Annotated in this window: 13 protein-coding genes; 7 read left to right on the forward strand and 6 right to left on the reverse strand. The window is 66.3% G+C overall.

All coding sequences use genetic code 11. The annotated features are described in order from the left end of the window. Positions 1 to 94: 94 nt before the first annotated feature. Positions 95 to 2,011, forward strand: coding sequence for an ATP-dependent zinc metalloprotease FtsH (gene ftsH / locus ACQR13_RS29485; protein WP_315717576.1), 1,917 nt, complete (start codon positions 95 to 97; stop codon positions 2,009 to 2,011). A 205-nt stretch (positions 2,012 to 2,216) separates the two neighbouring features. On the opposite strand, the gene ACQR13_RS29490 is transcribed toward ftsH, so the two are convergent. Next, entirely contained in the window at positions 2,217 to 3,422 is a 1,206-nt protein-coding gene (locus tag ACQR13_RS29490) for an alpha/beta hydrolase family protein (protein ID WP_316202636.1), read from the reverse strand. A 177-nt stretch (positions 3,423 to 3,599) separates the two neighbouring features. Between ACQR13_RS29490 and ACQR13_RS29495 the strand changes: the two genes are divergently transcribed. The 3 genes from ACQR13_RS29495 to ACQR13_RS29505 all read left to right on the forward strand — a co-directional run bounded on the left by ACQR13_RS29495 (position 3,600) and on the right by ACQR13_RS29505 (position 7,398). Then, the gene (locus ACQR13_RS29495; protein ID WP_434863492.1) at positions 3,600 to 4,826 is read left to right on the forward strand and encodes a glycosyltransferase family 87 protein; all 1,227 of its coding nucleotides are present in this window, start codon (positions 3,600 to 3,602) and stop codon (positions 4,824 to 4,826) included. 157 nt (positions 4,827 to 4,983) lie between these two features. Then, positions 4,984 to 5,658 (forward strand): TetR/AcrR family transcriptional regulator, encoded by a 675-nt coding sequence (locus tag ACQR13_RS29500; RefSeq protein WP_315753933.1) that lies wholly within the window; start codon positions 4,984 to 4,986, stop codon positions 5,656 to 5,658. A 126-nt stretch (positions 5,659 to 5,784) separates the two neighbouring features. Next, the gene (locus ACQR13_RS29505; protein WP_315753931.1) at positions 5,785 to 7,398 is read left to right on the forward strand and encodes a glycosyltransferase family 87 protein; all 1,614 of its coding nucleotides are present in this window, start codon (positions 5,785 to 5,787) and stop codon (positions 7,396 to 7,398) included. A gap of 6 nt (positions 7,399 to 7,404) precedes the next feature. Here ACQR13_RS29505 and pyk read toward each other — a convergent pair whose 3' ends face one another. Continuing rightward, positions 7,405 to 8,841 (reverse strand): pyruvate kinase, encoded by a 1,437-nt coding sequence (gene pyk / locus ACQR13_RS29510; RefSeq protein WP_315753929.1) that lies wholly within the window; start codon positions 8,839 to 8,841, stop codon positions 7,405 to 7,407. Further along, complete coding sequence (locus ACQR13_RS29515) at positions 8,838 to 9,434, reverse strand: DUF1036 domain-containing protein (protein WP_315717570.1); 597 nt, start codon at positions 9,432 to 9,434, stop codon at positions 8,838 to 8,840. The genes pyk and ACQR13_RS29515 overlap by 4 nt, the downstream gene beginning before the upstream one ends. Before the next feature lie 194 nt (positions 9,435 to 9,628). Here ACQR13_RS29515 and ACQR13_RS29520 point away from each other — a divergent pair, with 194 nt between their 5' ends. Beyond that, positions 9,629 to 9,931: a DUF1244 domain-containing protein gene (locus ACQR13_RS29520; RefSeq protein WP_315717569.1), complete on the forward strand. Its 303-nt coding sequence runs from the start codon at positions 9,629 to 9,631 to the stop codon at positions 9,929 to 9,931. A gap of 290 nt (positions 9,932 to 10,221) precedes the next feature. After that, positions 10,222 to 10,497 (forward strand): DUF2312 domain-containing protein, encoded by a 276-nt coding sequence (locus tag ACQR13_RS29525; RefSeq protein ID WP_008961835.1) that lies wholly within the window; start codon positions 10,222 to 10,224, stop codon positions 10,495 to 10,497. 167 nt (positions 10,498 to 10,664) lie between these two features. On the opposite strand, the gene ACQR13_RS29530 is transcribed toward ACQR13_RS29525, so the two are convergent. From ACQR13_RS29530 to ACQR13_RS29540, 3 genes are all read right to left on the reverse strand, one after another. After that, entirely contained in the window at positions 10,665 to 12,320 is a 1,656-nt protein-coding gene (locus ACQR13_RS29530; protein WP_315753925.1) for a DUF882 domain-containing protein, read from the reverse strand. A gap of 271 nt (positions 12,321 to 12,591) precedes the next feature. Continuing rightward, positions 12,592 to 14,649, reverse strand: coding sequence for a L,D-transpeptidase family protein (locus ACQR13_RS29535; RefSeq protein WP_315754013.1), 2,058 nt, complete (start codon positions 14,647 to 14,649; stop codon positions 12,592 to 12,594). A 386-nt stretch (positions 14,650 to 15,035) separates the two neighbouring features. Continuing rightward, entirely contained in the window at positions 15,036 to 16,529 is a 1,494-nt protein-coding gene (locus ACQR13_RS29540) for a sigma-54-dependent transcriptional regulator (RefSeq protein ID WP_316186040.1), read from the reverse strand. 120 nt (positions 16,530 to 16,649) lie between these two features. Here ACQR13_RS29540 and ACQR13_RS29545 point away from each other — a divergent pair, with 120 nt between their 5' ends. Beyond that, the gene (locus ACQR13_RS29545) at positions 16,650 to 18,632 is read left to right on the forward strand and encodes a M3 family oligoendopeptidase (protein ID WP_316226768.1); all 1,983 of its coding nucleotides are present in this window, start codon (positions 16,650 to 16,652) and stop codon (positions 18,630 to 18,632) included. Positions 18,633 to 18,763: the final 131 nt, after the last annotated feature.

The raw sequence follows: 18,763 nt of genomic DNA on the forward strand, positions 1-18,763 counted from the left end.
TACGAGATGGTCGACCGGGGGATTCCCTCGTGGCTACCCAGGGATGAGTCCGAGGACGAACGGCCGCGATCCGCGCGACCACGAAGGAAAATCGATGAACGCCAATCTGCGCAATTTCGCCCTTTGGGTCATTATTGTCCTGTTGCTGTTGGCGCTGTTCACACTCTTCCAGAACCCGGGGCAACGCGCGTCGTCGACCGACATCAACTTCTCGCAGCTGTTGACCGAGGTCGATCAGGGCAATGTGCGCGACGTCGTGATCCAGGGGCCGGAGATTCACGGCACCTTCAAGAACGGCTCGTCGTTCCAGACCTATGCGCCGAGCGATCCGAACCTCGTGAAGCGCCTGTACGACGCCAAGGTCAACATCCAGGCCAAGCCGCCCGGCGACAACGTGCCGTGGTTCGTGTCGCTGCTGGTGTCGTGGCTGCCCTTCATCGCGCTGATCGGCGTCTGGATCTTCCTCTCCCGGCAGATGCAGGGCGGCGCCGGCAAGGCGATGGGCTTCGGCAAGTCGCGCGCCAAGATGCTGACCGAGGCGCATGGCCGGGTGACGTTCGAGGACGTCGCCGGCGTCGACGAGGCCAAGCAGGACCTGCAGGAGATCGTCGAATTCCTGCGCGATCCCGGCAAATTCCAGCGGCTCGGCGGCCGCATCCCGCGCGGCGTGCTGCTGGTCGGCCCTCCCGGCACCGGCAAGACGCTGATCGCGCGCGCCGTCGCCGGCGAAGCCAACGTGCCGTTCTTCACCATTTCGGGTTCTGACTTCGTCGAGATGTTCGTCGGCGTCGGCGCCAGCCGCGTCCGCGACATGTTCGAGCAGGCCAAGAAGAACGCGCCCTGCATCATCTTCATCGACGAGATCGACGCCGTCGGTCGTCATCGCGGCGCCGGTCTCGGCGGCGGCAATGACGAGCGCGAGCAGACCCTCAACCAGCTGCTGGTCGAGATGGACGGCTTCGAGGCCAATGAGGGCGTGATCCTGATCGCGGCCACCAACCGGCCCGACGTGCTCGATCCGGCGCTGATGCGTCCCGGCCGCTTCGACCGCCAGGTCGTTGTCTCGAACCCCGACATCATCGGCCGCGAGCAGATCCTCAAGGTTCACGTCCGCAAGGTGCCGCTGGCGCCGGACGTCAACCTCAAGACCATCGCCCGCGGCACCCCCGGCTTCTCCGGCGCCGACCTGATGAACCTCGTCAACGAGGCTGCTCTGACCGCCGCTCGCCGCAACAAGCGGATGGTAACGCAGTCCGAGTTCGAGGAGGCCAAGGACAAGGTGCTGATGGGCGCCGAGCGCCGCTCGATGGTCATGACCGAGGAAGAGAAGATGCTGACCGCCTATCACGAGGCGGGACATGCGATCGTCGGCCTCAACGTCCCGAGCCACGACCCGATCCACAAGGCGACCATCATTCCGCGCGGCCGCGCGCTCGGCATGGTGCAGTCGCTGCCCGAGGCCGACCGCCACTCGCATACCCGTGAGTGGTGCGTCTCGAAGCTTGCGATGATGTTCGGCGGCCGTGAGGCCGAGGTGCAGAAGTTCGGTCCGGAGAAGGTGACCAACGGCGCCACCGGCGACATCCAGCAGGCCACCAACCTCGCTCGTGCGATGGTGATGGAATGGGGCATGTCCGACAAGCTCGGCCGCGTCCGCTACCAGAGCAATGAGCAGGAGGTGTTCCTGGGCCACTCGGTGGCGCGCTCGACCAACATCTCCGACGATACCGCCCGGCTGATCGACTCCGAAATTCGCGGCCTGATCGAGGCCGGCGAGCAGGAGGCGCGCCGCATCATCACCGAGAAGCGCGACGACTGGGAAGCGATCGCCCAGGCGCTGCTCGAATACGAGACGCTGACCGGCGAGGAGATCAACGACCTCCTGAAGGGCAAGAAGCCGAACCGCGAATCGGCGATCGAGCCGTCGACGCCGCGCGCGTCGGCCGTGCCGCCGGCCGGCAAGCCGCGGCCGCGGCCCGATCCGGGCCTGGAGCCGCAGCCCCAGGCGTGAGCCAGGGTTGATATGCAACGGACATCCGGCGGTCAGCCCGTCTGATCCAGAAGATTAAGAGAAACGACAGGCCCGGCTTGCAGCCGGGCCTTTTGTTTGCTTGGAGATCGGTGCCGGCGGTGGTCCGAACCGCGGTTATGAGCGTGGGAGAAGTCCGTGTGTTGACGGGGGTTGCCGCGGACCGCATCCAGCGGCGCCGCGCGCATCACGGCTTGTCGAACCAGGCCTTCCACTGCGGGACGGCGGTCGCGAACGTGCCGCGATGGCTGGTCGGTCCCGTCGACACCGCCTCGACCTTGCTGTTACCGGCCCCGATCGCCTGCTGGTAGGTCATCGCCAGGCGGCCGAGACCGGTCGAGATCGCCTCGTCGGTCTCACCGTAATAGTTGCGCACCGGCGTCTTGATGATCCAGCGATAGGCCTGCGTCTGCGCGACCAGGCGGCCGTAGGCCGACGCCGCGAAATACTCCGCATCGAAATAGTCGGGCTTGAGCAGCTTGTGCAGATCGGTCGGGACGTCGGCGACGTTGAAGGGCTCGCGCTCATAGGCCTTGCGCGCCACATCGTAGTAGCTGTCGCTGATCACCGAGCGCGCCAGCCCCGGCACCGCATAGTAGTTCTCGAACGCGAACGCCGACAGGATGAACAGCGAATTGACCCAGGCGGCGTCGTTCTTGCGCGGGAAGCTGAGGAAGCCGTTGAGCGCCACGGACACGTCGACAGGGGCGCTCGCGGTCGCCGCCGCCGTCACCGGCGCGCCGGCGCTTTCGAGCTTCTCGAGAAAGGCCATGGTCACGAAGCCGCCTTGCGACCAGCCGGCGATGTCGAGCCTGGCGCTCGTCAGCTTCATCTGGTCGAGCACGGCGCGGCTCGCCCGCAGCATGTCGTAGGTGGCCTGCTGATGGCTGGCCTTCACCATGTAGCCTTCTGGCTCGGTCGAGATGCCCATCCCGAAATAGTCGGCGCCGATCAGCAGATAGCCTTGTCCCGCGAACTGCGCGATCATCAGCTGGGTCTCGGGCGACTGCTCCGGAAACGACGGCACCTCCTGCTTCCCGTACACCGTGCCGTGCTGATAGGACACCATCGGCAGGCTGGTCTCGCCGGTCTCGGGCACTGCGAGCAGGCCGCTCGCCGTGATCGGCTTGTTTCCGCGCTCGGGGATGACGGACGCATAGGTGACGCGATAGAGCCGGACGGCGTTGCGGGCCGGGGTGTAGGTCACCGAAAGACCCGCGAATTTCGGCGTGTCGACGGTGAGGATGGTGTTCAGCCGGGCGACGTCCCAGCGGGCCAGATATTCATAGCTGACGTCGGAGGAGACGCGCACGGGCCCCTTGTCCTGGGCGCGGGTTGCGGCCGGCCAAATGACGCAGACGAGCAGTGCGATGAGAGCGCGATGAACGAACATGGGATCTCCCCGGCCTGCCGCCGTTGGTTGCATTCGGACCCTGCGATACAGTTTGCGAGTAAACAATCGGTGCGGCGCCGGCAGTCGCGCGCCGTTGCCCGCGTTTAAGCCTTCTTCAAGCGTCCGCGCCTATGTCTCGATCGGGAATGCATCCATGCAGCGCGGGGCGAGGTCCAGATGGCCGACAATCCTGATGCCGCCGCGATCCCATCGCAGCGTCGTGACGTTCCGCTCGGCCTGTTCGCGGCCTGCTTTGCGCTCGCCTGCATCAACGCCTCGTTCTTCCCGGCCGGACTGTGGTCGGGCACCTGGATCTGGGACCAGGCCGGGCTCGGCATTCCGACGGACTTCGTCAATGTCTGGGCGGCCGGCAAGCTCGCGCTGCAGGGACATCCGGCGCTGGCCTGGGACTGGGACGTGCAGCGCCAGGTCGAGCTCGCTCTGCTGCGGCAGGATTTTCCGGGCTACTTCGCCTGGCACTACCCGCCGCCATTCCTGTTCGTCGCGGCGTTCCTGGCGCAATTTCCCTACACGCTCGCCTTTGTCGGCTGGGTCTATGCCAGCTTCGTTCCCTATGCGCTCGCGATGCGCGCGATCGTCGGCCGCGGCTTCGGCCTGCTGCTCGCAGCCGGCTTTCCGGCCCTGTTCTCGAACGCTCTGGTCGGGCAGAACGGATGCCTCACCGCCGCGCTCGTCGGCGGCACACTCTATCTGCTGCCGGTGCGGCCGGTGCTGGCGGGGATCTGTCTCGGCCTGCTGACCTACAAGCCGCAATATGGCCTGCTCTTCCCGATCGTGCTGATCGCCACCCAGCGCTGGACAGCCTTCATCTCTGCGAGCGTCACCGCCATCGTGCTGGCGCTGCTGTCATGGCTCGCCTTCGGGTTGGAGAGTTGGCAGGCCTTCTTGCATTGGCTGCCGATGTTCTCGCAGGCGTTCCTGACCGAGGGCAAGGCGACCTGGTGGAAGCTGCAGAGCCTGTTTTCGCTGGTACGCTATTTCGGCGGCTCGGAAGCGCTCGGCTGGACCTTCCAATGGGTGCTGACCGCGGCCGTTGCGATCGTGCTGGTGATGCTGTGGCGCAGCCCCGTGCGCTATGCTCTGAAGGCGGCCGCGCTGGCCGTCGGACTGCTGCTGACGACGCCTTATCTGTTCATGTACGACATGATGGTTCAGGCCATCGCCGTGGCGTGGCTGGTGCGGATCGGCCTCGCCGAGGGCTTTCGCCGCTACGAGCTGCCCGCGCTCGGCGGCATCGCGGCGCTTCAGATCACGTTCATGCTGTCCGGGATTCCGCTTGGGCTCGCCGCCAATCTGATCATGGCCGGCTTGGTGCTGGCGCGCGCCGGCTCGTGGTGGCGTCGGCAGCCGGCGCCCGCCGGCATGGCGCTCGCGCACGCCTGACGCATCGATCGCGCAGCACAGGGTCATGATTTCTCTTGTCTTATCGCGTGAACAAGTGTTCAGTTCTTCCCAGCCATTTGTGAGGTCGATCCTCCAAAAACACTGAACCAGCGTTCGCCGGGTGCCCTGGACGAGCGCGTCCGGGACGAGAAACGCCATGGTCTATCGGCGAACCCATCAGGTCGTGAAGCGGCTGGCGGCCCGCCGCAGTGCGATTCTGGCAGCCGCTCGCGAGACTGCTGCAGAAGGCGGCATGTCGGCCGTCCAGATCGCCCCGGTGGCGATCCGGGCCAATGTCGCAGCCGGCACCGTCTATCGCTACTTTCCTTCCAAGGCCGATCTGATCTCGGAGCTGATCGCGGAAGTCTCGCGCGACGAACTCGCTGCCGTCCGGCGCGCCGCCGATGCCGCGCCCGGTCCGTCCTCGGCCCTGGCTGCCGCGGTATCCACGGTGGCAGTGCACATCCTGTCGCAGCGCAAGCTTGCCTGGGGTATCCTGGCCGAGCCGGTCGACGTCGACGTGACGGCGTCACGGATCGCGAGCCGCCGCGAGATCGTCGGCGAGATCGCCTCGCGGATCGACGCGGCCGTCCGTGCCGGCCACCTTCCGGCGCAGGACACCCAGTTGGCCGCGACCGCGCTGCTCGGCGCGCTGCACGAGGCGCTGGTGGGGCCGCTGGCGACCGAGAATCCCGACGACCCTGCCAAACTCCGCGACACCGTTCAGGCGGTCACCCTGCTGGCGCTGCGCGCGGTCGGCGTCATGGATGCGCGTGCGCGCGGTCTCGTCGTGCAGGCCGTGCTGCCGGTCAGGAACCTGGTCGGCGCGTAGTCCGCGTCACCCATGCCTGTCGGGCAAGGCCGCGCTTAAGCAAGGATTCACCCGTCGCGGCGATGGTGGGGGCTGGCGCGCCGCGAGAAGGCCGCCCTTGCCTCACTCCAGGTGCCTCCTCGGACGATGTCGATTGCACGCAACCCTCTGGCGACGCGCCTCGTCATCGCCGGATCGGCCGCCGCCGGCGCCGTCTATGCGTATCTCGCCGGTGAGGATATCAACTGGGACTGGCAGAACTATCACGACTATGCCGGCTTCGCGCTGCTGCACGGCCGCTTCGATGTCGATGTGGCGCCCGGCGGCTTTCAGAGCTTCCTCAATCCGCTGATCTACCTGCTGCCTTACGCGGTCCGCCACGGGCTCGAGGCGCCGTGGTGGGGCGTCGCGCTGGGCGCGCTGCACGGCCTCAATCTCGCGCTGGTCTATTGGGTCGCGCGCGTGCTGCTCGGGCGCGCGGCTGACGCGTCCACGCTCAGCGCCGCGCTCATCATCGCCGCCCTCAGTCCGATGGCGCTGTCCGAGGTCGGCACCAGCTTCGCCGACATTCTGACGACCATTCCGATCCTCGCCGGCATCGCGCTGATCTTCGGGGAAGATGACGCGCGCGGCCGCCGTTTCGTCGCCGCGGGCCTGCTGATCGGCGCGGCCACGGGATTGAAGCTCACCAATGCGACGTTTCTGGTCGGAGCGGGCGTGTCGCTGCTGCTGGTGGCGCGGCCGTGGCGCGCGATCGTCGCGTTCGGGGCCGGCAGTGCGGCCGGCGCGATCGTGACCGCGGGGCCGTGGGCGCTGAAGATGGCGCGCGACTACGGCAGCCCGCTGTTTCCGTTCTACAACACGATCTTCCGTTCGCCCGAAGCGCCGCAGGCCTCGATCGTCGATACGCGCTTCATGCCGCAGGGACTGCTCGATGCGCTCGCCTATCCATTCTATTGGGTGATCGGCAAGCATCCCTCGTCGGAATGGCCGTTCCGCGATCCGCGCTTCGCCATCGTCATCGTGCTGCTCGTCGCGCTGATCGTCACCGGCCTGTGGCGGCGGCGCGAGGTGCTGCCGCTGCGCGAGCGTCGCCTCCTGATCTTCTTCTGGCTCAGCTACGTCCTGTGGATGCTGGCCTTCTCGATCCAACGCTATCTGATGCCGCTCGAGCTGTTGTCGGCGCCGCTGATCGTCCTGCTGCTCATCCGCCTGATCGATTCCTGGCAGGCGGGCTCTGGCCTGGACGTGTCACCGTCGCGGCGGATGACGCAAGCCGTCACGGTGATGGCCGCGCTCGGCATCGCGCTGGCGTCGCAGCCGACCGACTGGATGCGGCGGTCGTGGTCGGACCCCTATCGGCCGCAGCTCGCGGCCAACCTGCAGCGTCCGGCGACATTCCTGCTGCTGCAGAAGCCGCTCGGCTACGTCACGTCGTTCCTGCCACAGGGCTCGCGCGTCTATCAGTTGTCCGAGCTCGTGGTGCCGATCGTGCCTGGCGGCGTGCTTGACCGCCGGGTTCGCAACGGCCTGGCCAACCCGCTGCCGGGAGGCGTATGGGCGCTGTATCTGTCCAGAAGCCCGGCCGACAACCCGCCGCGGCTCGAGGTGCTCGCCGACTACGACCTCCAGATCGATGCGTCGCGTGGCTGCGAGCGCATTCCTGGCGCCGCCGGCATTGCCATCGAGGCCTGTCCGGTGATCGCGCGGCTCAAGCCCCCGTCGACGGCCGGATTGGGTGCGATCGATACGACCCAATAGGTCGTCTCAGATATGGGCGTCGCTCGACGGCCCGACATAGGCGATCCGCACCATGTTCGTGGTGCCGGGCGTGCCGAGCGGCACGCCGGCGACGATGATGACGCGCTGTCCGGCGCGGACGAAGCCGTCGCGGAACGCGATCGAGCCGGCGCGCTCGACCATGTCGTCCTGGTCGCGCGCGTCCTCGGCCACCACGCAGTGCACGCCCCAGACGACCGACAAGCGGCGCCCGGTCGCCAGGTTGGGCGTGATCGCGACCACCGGCGGCTTCGGCCGCTCGCGCGCGACACGGATGGCGGTGGAGCCGGACGAGGTCCAGCAGATGATCGTAGGAAGATCGAGATTTTCCGCGATCCGCCGCGCGGCCTCGGCGATCGCATCGCCCGCGGTCGATTCCGGCTCGGGACGCTGCGCCGCGATCACCGAGCGATAGACCACGTCGCGCTCGACCTCCTCGCCAATGCGGTTCATGGTCGAGACCGCCTCGACCGGGTATTTGCCGGCGGCCGACTCGGCCGACAGCATGATGGCGTCGGCGCCTTCATAGACGGCGGTGGCGACGTCGGAGACCTCGGCGCGGGTCGGCACCGGCGACTGGATCATCGATTCCAGCATCTGCGTTGCCACCACCACCGGCTTGCCGGCGCGGCGCGCCAGCCGGGTCATCTGCTTCTGCAGTCCGGGCACGCGCTCCAGCGGCAGCTCGACGCCGAGATCGCCGCGCGCCACCATCAAGGCATCGGAGACATCGATGATGTCGTTGAGCCGGTCGATCGCCTGCGGCTTCTCGATCTTGGACATCACCGCGGCGCGGCCGCGGATGATCTTCTTGGCTTCCAGCACGTCGTCCGCGCGCTGCACGAAGGACAGCGCGATCCAGTCGATGCCGACGTTCAAGGCTGCATCGAGGTCGGCGCGGTCCTTCGGCGTCATCGCCGAGACCGGCAGGTCGGTGTCCGGCAGGCTCACGCCCTTGCGGTCGGACATCCTGCCGCCGATCACGACCCGGGTGACGGCGCGGGTCGGCGAGGTCTCCTCGGCGATCAGCCGCACCTTGCCGTCATCCAGCAGCAGCGCATGTCCCGGCTGCAGGGCGGCCAGGATTTCCGGATGCGGCAGGTGGACCCGCGTCACATCGCCCGGCGTCTTGTCCGAATCGAGCACGAAGCTCTGGCCGTTGTTGAGCTGAACCGGGCCCTCGGCGAAGGTGCCGAGCCTGAGCTTCGGGCCCTGGAGGTCGACCAGAATGCCGATCGGGCGGCCGTAGCTCGCCTCCACGCTGCGGATCGTGGCCACCAGCTCCCGCAACTTGTCGTGCGAGGTGTGGCTCATGTTGATCCTGAAGATGTCGGCTCCGGCCTCGAACAGCTTGCGAATCATCGTGCTGTCCGAGGAGGCGGGACCGAGCGTGGCGAGGATCTTGATGCGTCGCAGCCGCCTCATGGCTTGGGTGCTTGCCCTGGCGGCAGGGCCGGCGCGGCCGCCGGCGGCGTGCCCTGCGGCCCATTCGGCAGACCGGGGACGTTGCCTCCGGGCCCGAGCGTGCCCGGGATACCCGGAACGCGCTGCTGCGCCGGCTGCTCATTGGCCTCCGTGAGCTGCACGGTCCAGGCGCGCTGGTCGCCGGTGTCGACCTCGAAGAAGCCGGTGCGGTCGAAGCCTCGGGCCAGGCAATTGTCGGTGCCCTTGATGGTGAATTCCTTGTCACGCGAGCACATGAAGGCCTGTCCCGACCATTCACCGCCGCGGTCATAGTCCAGCGCATAGATGTAATAATAGCGCGCCACCAGCGTGCCCTTGAGCAGCGTCTCGCAGCTGCGTGACGACACGTTCCACCAGCCTTCCGTGGTCCAGCCTTCGGCGTCCTTGTAGCCGAGGGCGATCCCGACCCGGCTGGAGGTGTTGTTGCAGAGCCGAAAATCGGCGGCCGCCGGGGACGACCACAGACAGAGCGCGGCCAACCCAAGCAGCGAAAGCAGTCCGTAACCGGGGCGGAAGGGATTGCGATGCAAGAGAGAGGAGATTTTCGGGATCATTGCGCGACGCTATATCAACCGTTGAACGATGTCGCTGGGCTTGGCTGCGGCCATCAACGCCATGACGATCTCGTGCGAAGCCGCTGCGATCCAGCGCCTCGCTCCTCCTGACGGTGCTGCGATATGGCCAAATCTGCGACGAAGCCTCATTATATAGCAGACATCCGTCACGGCGCGGAACAGGGAACAAAGAGATGACGATGGACAGCACCACCCGGACCGAGCTCGAAGCCGCCGCCTTTCGCCGGCTCGTCGAGCATCTGCGGACCAGAACCGACGTTCAGAACATCGATCTGATGAACCTGGCAGGCTTCTGCCGCAACTGCCTCTCCAACTGGCTGAAGGACGCCGCCGACGCCCAGGGGGCGCCAATGACCAGGGACGAGAGCCGCGAGGCGGTCTATGGCATGCCCTACGAGCAATGGAAGGCGAAGTACCAGCGCGAGGCGAGCGCCGAGCAGCACGAAGCGTTCAAGAAGGCGCATCCGGGCCACTGAATCCGGAACGAGCGCGCAGGAGACGCGCTGTGTTGCCCTGCGCGCGCGAGTCCAGACTTGGCAGGGGCTTCGAACGGCGAATCGGGTGCTGCGCGCGATGGCGACGAAACACAAGTGGCGCGGGCGGCTTGCGCGGGCTTGACGCTGCGCAGGCCAACAAGATGTGGGCGCTCTGTGGATGAGGTCGATGTCGCCTTGACGCAGGGCACGCCAGATTTGAGGGTTCGCGGCGAACACGCAGCGCCCTTTGGCGCCTTCCTTGGACACAGAGTTCCACTCAGGAGTATCAGATGGCCACCTCCGCCGCCGCGAAGGACGACGACTCGCCCGCGACCCGCTTTGCCGTAGACCAGCTCAAGTCGATCATCGAGCGGATCGAGCGTCTCGAGGAGGAGAAGAAGGCGATCTCCGAAGACATCAAGGACGTCTACGCCGAGAGCAAGGGCAATGGCTTCGACGTCAAGGCGCTGCGCACGATCATCCGGCTGCGCAAGCAGGACCCGAACGAGCGGCAGGAAGAGGAAAGCATCCTCGAGACCTATATGCAGGCGCTCGGAATGATCTGAGCAGCCGGCCTCGCTTACCCGCAGGAGACCTCCGCCGGCCCCTGACGGGGCATTCGCTTTCTCGCGATTCGGCTCGGCGCGCCGGCGGCATGCGCGTGCTGCGGCGATCGACGCCGCACTCCAAACGCGTCAATGCTGAGGAGAACGACGAGCCGGCCACAGCGGCGTTAGCGCAAGGCTGCCGCGCGCATGGCGAAGGATTTGGTTTCGAGCTTGATGATCGCCGGCCCTGTGAACTGGTCATAGCTCAGTCCCGGCGTCGGCTCGGCGGCGAAGCTCATCGCCAGCGCGACCTGCGGCTTGACGAAATAGCTGCGCATCGCGGTGAGGTCCACGTCGCCCATTTTCGTCACGGACATCGATGACGATGCGCTCGGCGTCAGCATGATGGCCCGCATCCAGGTCGAATCGGGGCCCTTGGCCGCCGAGATTCGCGTCGCCATCGTGATGGCGCCGTCCTGACCTTGCCCGTTCTTCGCCGCCACCGGGGCGGGCTCCGGCGCCGGCGTGACGCTGCGGGTCGCCGGGCGGGAGTTTCGCACCGGGATGGCGGTCGTGGAGGCGGCATTGGCGCGATCGAGCGGAGAGGAGGCCGGGGGCGCGAAGGCCATGGCCTGCATCAGGCTCGCGGTCTGTTGCTGATCGATCGACGACAGCGCACGGCGCGCCGTGATCGCGGCAACCTGCTCGGGGGTTGCCTGCTTCGGCGTCCCAGGATTGTCACCCCAGAAGCCGCGCGAATTGATGATGTCGGCGACGCTCTGCGGCGCGCCGTCCCTGGATTTGCTGCCGACAGCACCCGTCGTTTCGGACTTCGTCTCGGGCTTGGTCGCCACGGGCTGAGCGGCAGATTGCGCATCCGCGGAGGCCAGCTGCAGCGCATTGGCGATCTTGCCACGCGCGGTGGCGGCTTTGCTGTCCACCGCTCGCTCGGCGGTCCGGCTGTCCTTGTCGGAGCTCTTGTCAGCCGGCTTGGCGGCGAGTGCCGCGGTTTGGACCGGCTTGGCGTCGGCCTTGCTCTCGCTCTCGCCAGACTCGTCGTCATCCTCGCTCGGACGACCGCGGAACAGCCGTGCAAACAGGTTGGGGCGGCTGGACGACGCGTCATCGCCATTGCCGCGTTTCTCGATCTCGGCCTTCGCCAGCTCATAGCCCTTGAGCGGAACGCCGTTGCTCGGCACGTGAACGGTCTTTCCGTCGGGGAAGACGCGGGCGAGCTGGTCGGCCGTCATCCGCGGCCAGTGCCGGATGTTGCCGGTGTCGAGGTGCACGAAGGGCGAGCCGGAGGTCGGATAGAAGCCGACACCGCCGCGCTGCAGGCGCAGGCCGGCGAAGCGGATCTGCTCCAGCGGCACATTGGGAATGTAGAAATCCATCGCGTGGCCCAGCATGTGCTGGCTATGCCGCGCCACACCGGAATGCGCCGAGCGACGGCGCAGCATCGAATTGGTGGCGGGCGACCGGTACGACGAGATGATCTGGATCGGCTGCTTGGCGTCGACGTCGCGATAGACTTCCCAGAGGATGTCGAACAGGCGGCGGTCCATGACCGTCTCGTCCTGGGTACGCCAGTCGCGGAGGAAGTGATTGAGCTTCTTCAGCGCGTCTTCGTCATAGCGGCCCTCGCGCTTGAAGGTGACCGTCAGGTCCTCGCCGGAATGGGTGTGGTGGAAGGAGAGGGTGTGGGTTTCATTCAGCGCCGCTGCGTCATGCACCGAGCCGGCGCCGATGAGCAGCAGCAGCGCCGCCAGCCCGCATTGGCATCCAGCCTTCCAACCCGCCCTCGTGAGCGAAACAGATTGGCGCGCGAAAACAGACAGCAAGATGCAGCCCACCCCGTCGACGAGCGTTTACTCGATTACCCTCTTGCGGCCCGTCCGGCGGAAGAGAGAGGAAACGCTTACCTAAGGCGGGATGGTTAAGGGATACTGACCGGCCCGCCCCCCAATTACCCTTAACATATACTCTTGAGTGTGGCGAAAAAGAGCCATCGAATCTTGGTTGATCCTTGTGGTTAACCTAAAGCAAAGGCCCCGCCGATCGGCGAGGCCTTTGATCTCCAAATGGAAATTGTGACCGTGATCGGCGGCCCGATCAGCGGGTGAAGACACGCCGGGCAGGGCGGCCGACCGGCGCCGGCGGCGTCGGCGGGCCACCGCCACCGAACAGACGCTCGAAGAAGTTCGGGCCGGAGGAGAAGCTGTTGTCGCTGAGGCTGACCGAGTTCGGCAGCGCCCCCTTCGGACGCGCGTAGCTGGGTTGGGCGTGGGCGACGACGTTCTCGAGATCCTTGCCGCGGTTGTTCTTCAGGATCGCGATCATGGTGGCGTCGCGGCCATAGATGTCCTTGCGGAATTGCAGCTTGCCGGCTTCGTCGACGAAGGCGGTCTGGTAGGTGATGTTGACCGGGATCGGCGTCGGGAATTTCAGGTCGATCTCGCTTCGGCCGTACATGCTGCGGATGCGCTCGGGCGTGTAGCGCTCGTTCGGCATGGTGATGTTGAGCAGCACCGACGCGTACTGATCCGGATACTGCACGCGCATGCAGCCGTGGCTGAAGGCGCGCTCTTCACGGGCGAACAGGTTCTTGTCAGGCGTATCGTGCTGATAGACCAGGAACTTGTTCGGGAAGTTGAAGCGGATGCGGCCGAGCGCGTTGGCCTCGCCCGGCGGCTGCGAGATGTGGATCGAGCCGTCGCGCGCGCGCTCCAGCCGCAGGCCCATGCGGTCCAGCACGGTCGGGTCCTGCTGCAGCGCCGGCAGATACTCGTTGTAGATGATCGACGGCGGCACGTTCCAGGTCGGATTGACCGTGATGAACTTCATCGTCTCGCTGAGCAGCGGCGTCGCATGCTGTCCGGGCTTGCCGGTCACCACGCGGGTGGTCCACACCTGCGCGCCGTGCTGCATCACCTTCAGCGTGTAGTCGGGGATGTTGAGGATCACATAGGCGTCGCCGATCGCCGGCGCGCCGAGGTCGCGCGGCAACCAGCGCCAGCGCTCCATGTTGACGAGGACCGTATCGATCTGCTTGTCACGCTTGGGCGTGTTCAGTGCCTTCACGGTGCGGTCGTCGAGCACCCCGGTCGGCTTGAGGTCGACACTCTCCTGGAACTTGCGGACGGCGGCGGCGACCTTGGCGTCGTAGCGGATGTCGTCGGCATTCTCGGTGAGACCGAGCTTGGCGCGCAGCTTGGGCACGCGCGGGTCGGACATCTGCGCCTCGGCTTCCTGCGCATTCTTGCCGCGGGCCGGGGTGTATTTCAGCGGCTGGCCTTCGTCGATGATGACGGGCGCGCCGTCGGTGACGCCGCGCAGCTCGGCAAGCTTGGCCTTCAACAGCTTGTAGAGCCGGTGCGGCGGGTTGTAGCTCTCCAGCGCCGCGGAGGCGTCCTTGGCGCCGGTGACGTTGGCCAGCACCTCGTTCGGGTCGATCGGGTGCTCGGGATACTGGATGTCCGCCGAGACCTGCGACCAGTGCATGCGGCCGCTCTGCGCCTGGCGGGCGTAGTCCATCATGCTCTCGGTGAGCCTGAGATCGGCCTCCGCCAGTGCGTCCGGTGCGGAGGCTGCGGCCGCGAAGTCCGGCACCGGATAGTCGCCGGGATTGAGGCCATCGGCTGCTGCATCCTTGAGACGGGCGATGACGCCCTTCGCGGCGGCCGTCAGGTTGCCGCCCTGGGTCCAGATCGGCGCGTAGTCGCGGCCGATGTAGAATTTCTCGACGGCGGCGCGTTCGGCCTTGCGGTCGAAATACCTTGTCGCCTTGGTCGCCATCAGGTCGCGCAGACGGTCGGCAACCGGCTGATCGGCGGCGGGAACGGTGCTGGCGGCCTTGACCGGCTCTGGGACTGTCGCGGTCGCAGGGGCTGCTGCAGGCGGTGTGGCGATGGTCTTGGCGGGATCGGCCGCAGGCGCCGCGGCAGAGTCGAGCGGCTTGGTCGTCGTCTCCGGCGCCTTGGCCGGGTCGGGCGACACGGTGGCGGTGGTGTCGAGTTTGAAGTCGCTGGCGGTCGGCGGCGGCACGTTGGCCGGCTCGGGGAACGGGATCGCAGCATCGATGGCGAGCTCGGCCGCGCTGCTGCGGGGCGGATCGCTCTGGGCGAAAGCAGAGGTCGAGGACACCGCGAGGAAGGTCGCCGCGACAGCCATGAGCACGCGGTCATATCCGCCACGGGTGGTCACACAATCTCGCATCGTCAATCCCTCGGATGATCTGTCCCGGCTGGAACAGGTGTAACAAGGTCGATCTGCCAGCTTCGGCGTCGGTACCGCCGGTGAGGATGGTTCACGTCTGCACGCAATGATTCACGCCCAAACGATACTCAAGCCCCACTTCTGCGGCCAGCGCCACACGGGACAACTCACGACAAACTGACTCTTGGGAAACCCCGGCCAAACCGATCGTGCGTTTGTGCCACGCGTTATTTCCTTTGTCTGTCACCGCAAGGCAACGGTTCAGATGTTCCAGTGTTGCCAAGACTTGCGGCCTTTTTCGGACGACAGCCGAGCGCGACCATGGTGAGGATCCGAGCGGCTCAGCCAAGCGGCGGGCTTTCCGTCGCGGGCGTCTCGCCATTGGCCTCGTCGAGCTTGCGGTAGAGCGTCGAGCGTCCGATTTTGAGGCGGCGCGCCACCTCAGACATCTGGCCGCGGTAATGGGCGATGGCGAAACGGATGATCTCATGCTCCATCTCCTCGAGCGGCCGCACCTCGCCGCTTGCGGTGAGCAGCGGCAGGAACCCATGCGAGGGCAGGGGGGCAATGGGGACTTCACTCCCCGGCACCATCGCAGGCAGGGGAGGAACGGGCCGCTCCACGGTGAGGGCCGGCGCAGGCTCCACCGGCGGCGCGTGGGTGGGAATCAGCGGAAAATCGGCAACGCCGAGCTGGTCGCTCTCGCCCATGACGACGGCGCGGTAGACCGCGTTTTCCAGCTGGCGGATATTGCCGGGCCAGTCGAGCTTGGTCAGATAGGCGACGGCCTCGCCGGTGATGCCCGAAATGGCGCGGTTCTCCTCAGCCGCAAACCGCGCGAGGAAATGCCGCAACAGATGCGGGATGTCCTCGCGGCGGGTGCGCAGTGGCGGAACGGTGAGCGGCAGCACATGCAGCCGGTAGAACAGATCCTCGCGGAAGTGGCCTTCCTTGACGCGGTCGAGCAGCCTGCGATTGGTCGCCGAGATGATGCGCACGTCGACCTTGACCGGCTTGCGGCCGCCGACGGCTTCCACGGCGCCCTCCTGCAGGGCGCGCAGCAGCTTGACCTGGGCGGTGAGCGGCAGCTCCGAGACCTCGTCGAGGAACAGCGTGCCGCCATGGGCTTCGACGAACTTGCCCATGTGACGCTCGGTCGCGCCGGTGAATGCGCCCTTCTCGTGGCCGAACAGGATCGATTCCACCAGATTGTCCGGGATCGCGCCGCAATTGACGGCGACGAACGGCTTCGTCTTGCGCTCGCTGGTGCCGTGGATCGCGCGGGCGAACAGCTCCTTGCCGACGCCCGATTCGCCTTCGATCAGCACGGGAATCGACGAAGCCGCGGCCTTCTCCGCGATGCGCAGGATCGGCGCCATCGCCTCGGCGCGGGTGATGATGTCCGCGAAGGTCAGGCGCCCCTCGCGGCTGTGCCGGATGCGCTGCAATTCGCCCTTCAGGGCCGAGGTATTGAGCGCATTGCGCAGGGAGACCTGGAGCCGCTCGATGCCGACCGGCTTGACGACGAAATCCTGCGCGCCGGCGCGCATCGCGGAGACCACGTTGTCGATGCCGCCATGCGCGGTCTGCACGATCACGGGTATCGAGATCCCCGTCTCGCGCATCTTGGAGAGCACGCCCATGCCGTCGAGGCCGGGCATCACGAGGTCGAGCACGATGGCGTCGATGGGGCCGGCATCAGGATTCGTCAGCTTCTCGATGACGGCGTCGCCGGTCTCGACGACGACCGCCTCGTAGCCGCATTTCTGCACCATGTTCTCCACCAGCCGGCGCTGGACCGGATCATCATCGGCAATCAAAATGCTGGCAGCCATGGCTTTCCTTGCACGCTACGACTATCTGTCTCGAATCGGGGCACTCTCGCCGACGCCGATTAACGCAACCTTAAACCTCGCTGATCGGGATAAACGTTCGAACAACAGGTTACCCATCCGATGACCTCGCGCGCCTCTTCTGCCCTTCGCAAGCCGACCAAAGCTGCTCCTCCGCCCAAAACCGCGTCAAAGACTGCCAAGGCCAAGCCGGCCAAGAAGTCCGTCGTCAAGACTCCGTCGAGGCAGGCAGCCGCCAAGACCAAGCGTGGCGCGACGGCCAAATCGTCTGCAAAGCCGGCGAAGAAGGTGGTCGCGGCCAAGACGGGGATCGGGACGCTGCCCGAATGGAATCTCGGCGATCTTTATATGGGCATCGACGCGCCGGAGATCGCTCACGATCTCGCGAAGATGGATGCCGAATGCGTCGCGTTTGAGACCGACTACAAGGGCAAGCTTGCCGAGCATGTGGCGCGCGAAGACGGTGGCGAATGGCTCGCAGAAGCCGTGCGGCGCTACGAGGCCATCGACGACCTCGCCGGACGGCTCGGCTCCTTCGCGGGTCTCGCGCATGCCGGCGACAGCGTCGATCCCGCGATCTCGAAATTCTACGGCGACATCTCGGAGCGCCTGACGGCCGCGTCGACGCATCTGCTGTTCTTTCCGCTCGAGCTCAACCGCATCGACGACGCCGTGATCGCGCGCGCGATGGAGACGCCCGCGCTCGGTCACTACCGGCCGTGGATCGAGGATCTGCGCAAGGACAAGCCGTATCAGCTCGAGGATCGCGTGGAGCAGCTGTTCCACGAGAAGTCGCAGACCGGCTATTCGGCTTGGAACCGGCTGTTCGACCAGACCATCGCCGGTCTACGGTTTCAAGTCGGTGGCAAGGAACTCGCGATCGAGCCGACGCTGAATTTCCTGCAGGACCGTGACGGCGCCAAGCGGAAGGCCGCCGCCGAGGCGCTGGCCAAGACCTTCAAGGCCAATGAGCGAACCTTCGCGCTGATCACCAATACGCTCGCCAAGGACAAGGACATCTCCGACCGCTGGCGCGGCTTCCAGGACGTTGCGGATTCGCGCCATCTCAACAATCGCGTCGAGCGCGAGGTGGTCGATGCGCTGGTGGCCTCGGTGCGCGCGGCCTATCCGAAGCTGTCGCATCGCTACTATCAGCTCAAGGCGCGCTGGTTCAAAAAGAAGAAGCTCGCGCATTGGGACCGCAACGCGCCGCTGCCCTTCGCCGCCAATGCCACCATCGCCTGGCCCGAGGCCAAGAACATGGTGCTGACGGCGTATCGCGGCTTCTCGCCCGAGATGGCCGACATCGCCCAGCGCTTCTTCGACCAGAGCTGGATCGATGCGCCGGTGCGGCCGGGCAAGGCGCCGGGCGCGTTCTCGCATCCGACCACGCCCTCGGCGCATCCCTATGTGCTGATGAACTACCAGGGCAAGCCACGCGACGTCATGACGCTCGCGCATGAGCTCGGTCATGGCGTGCACCAGGTGCTGGCAGCGAAGAACGGTGCGCTGATGGCGCCGACGCCGCTGACGCTGGCCGAGACCGCGAGCGTGTTCGGCGAGATGCTGACCTTCAGGCGCCTGCTGTCCGAGACCAAGGACGCGAGGCAGCGCCAGGCGCTGCTCGCCGGCAAGGTCGAGGACATGATCAACACGGTGGTGCGGCAGATCGCGTTCTATTCGTTCGAGCGTGCTGTCCACACCGAGCGCAAGAACGGCGAACTGACCGCGGAGCGGCTGGGACAGATCTGGCTGTCGGTGCAGACCGAGAGCCTCGGCGAGGCGATCGAGATCAAGCCGGGCTACGAGAACTTCTGGATGTACATCCCGCACTTCATCCATTCGCCGTTCTACGTCTACGCCTATGCCTTCGGGGACTGCCTCGTGAACTCGCTCTACGCCGTCTACGAGCATGCCGCCGAGGGGTTCGCCGAGCGCTATCTGGCGATGCTCGCGGCCGGCGGCACCAAGCACTATTCGGAGCTGCTCGCCCCGTTCGGGCTGGACGCCAAGGACCCCAGGTTCTGGGACGGTGGTCTCTCGGTCATCGCCGGGATGATCGACGAGCTGGAGCGGATGGGGTAGGGGCGTATAACATGTGTTGAACGGGTCGAAGAGGCGCGCCGGCGAGGTCAGCGAGGCCAGCCTGACGCGCTGGATCCGTGATAATTGGCCTTGCCAATAGGGCGATCGGAAAAGGTGATAAAACTGCCTTG

The organism is Bradyrhizobium sp. HKCCYLRH3059 (assembly GCF_051168035.1).
In the GTDB taxonomy this organism is placed as follows: Bacteria; Pseudomonadota; Alphaproteobacteria; order Rhizobiales; family Xanthobacteraceae; genus Bradyrhizobium.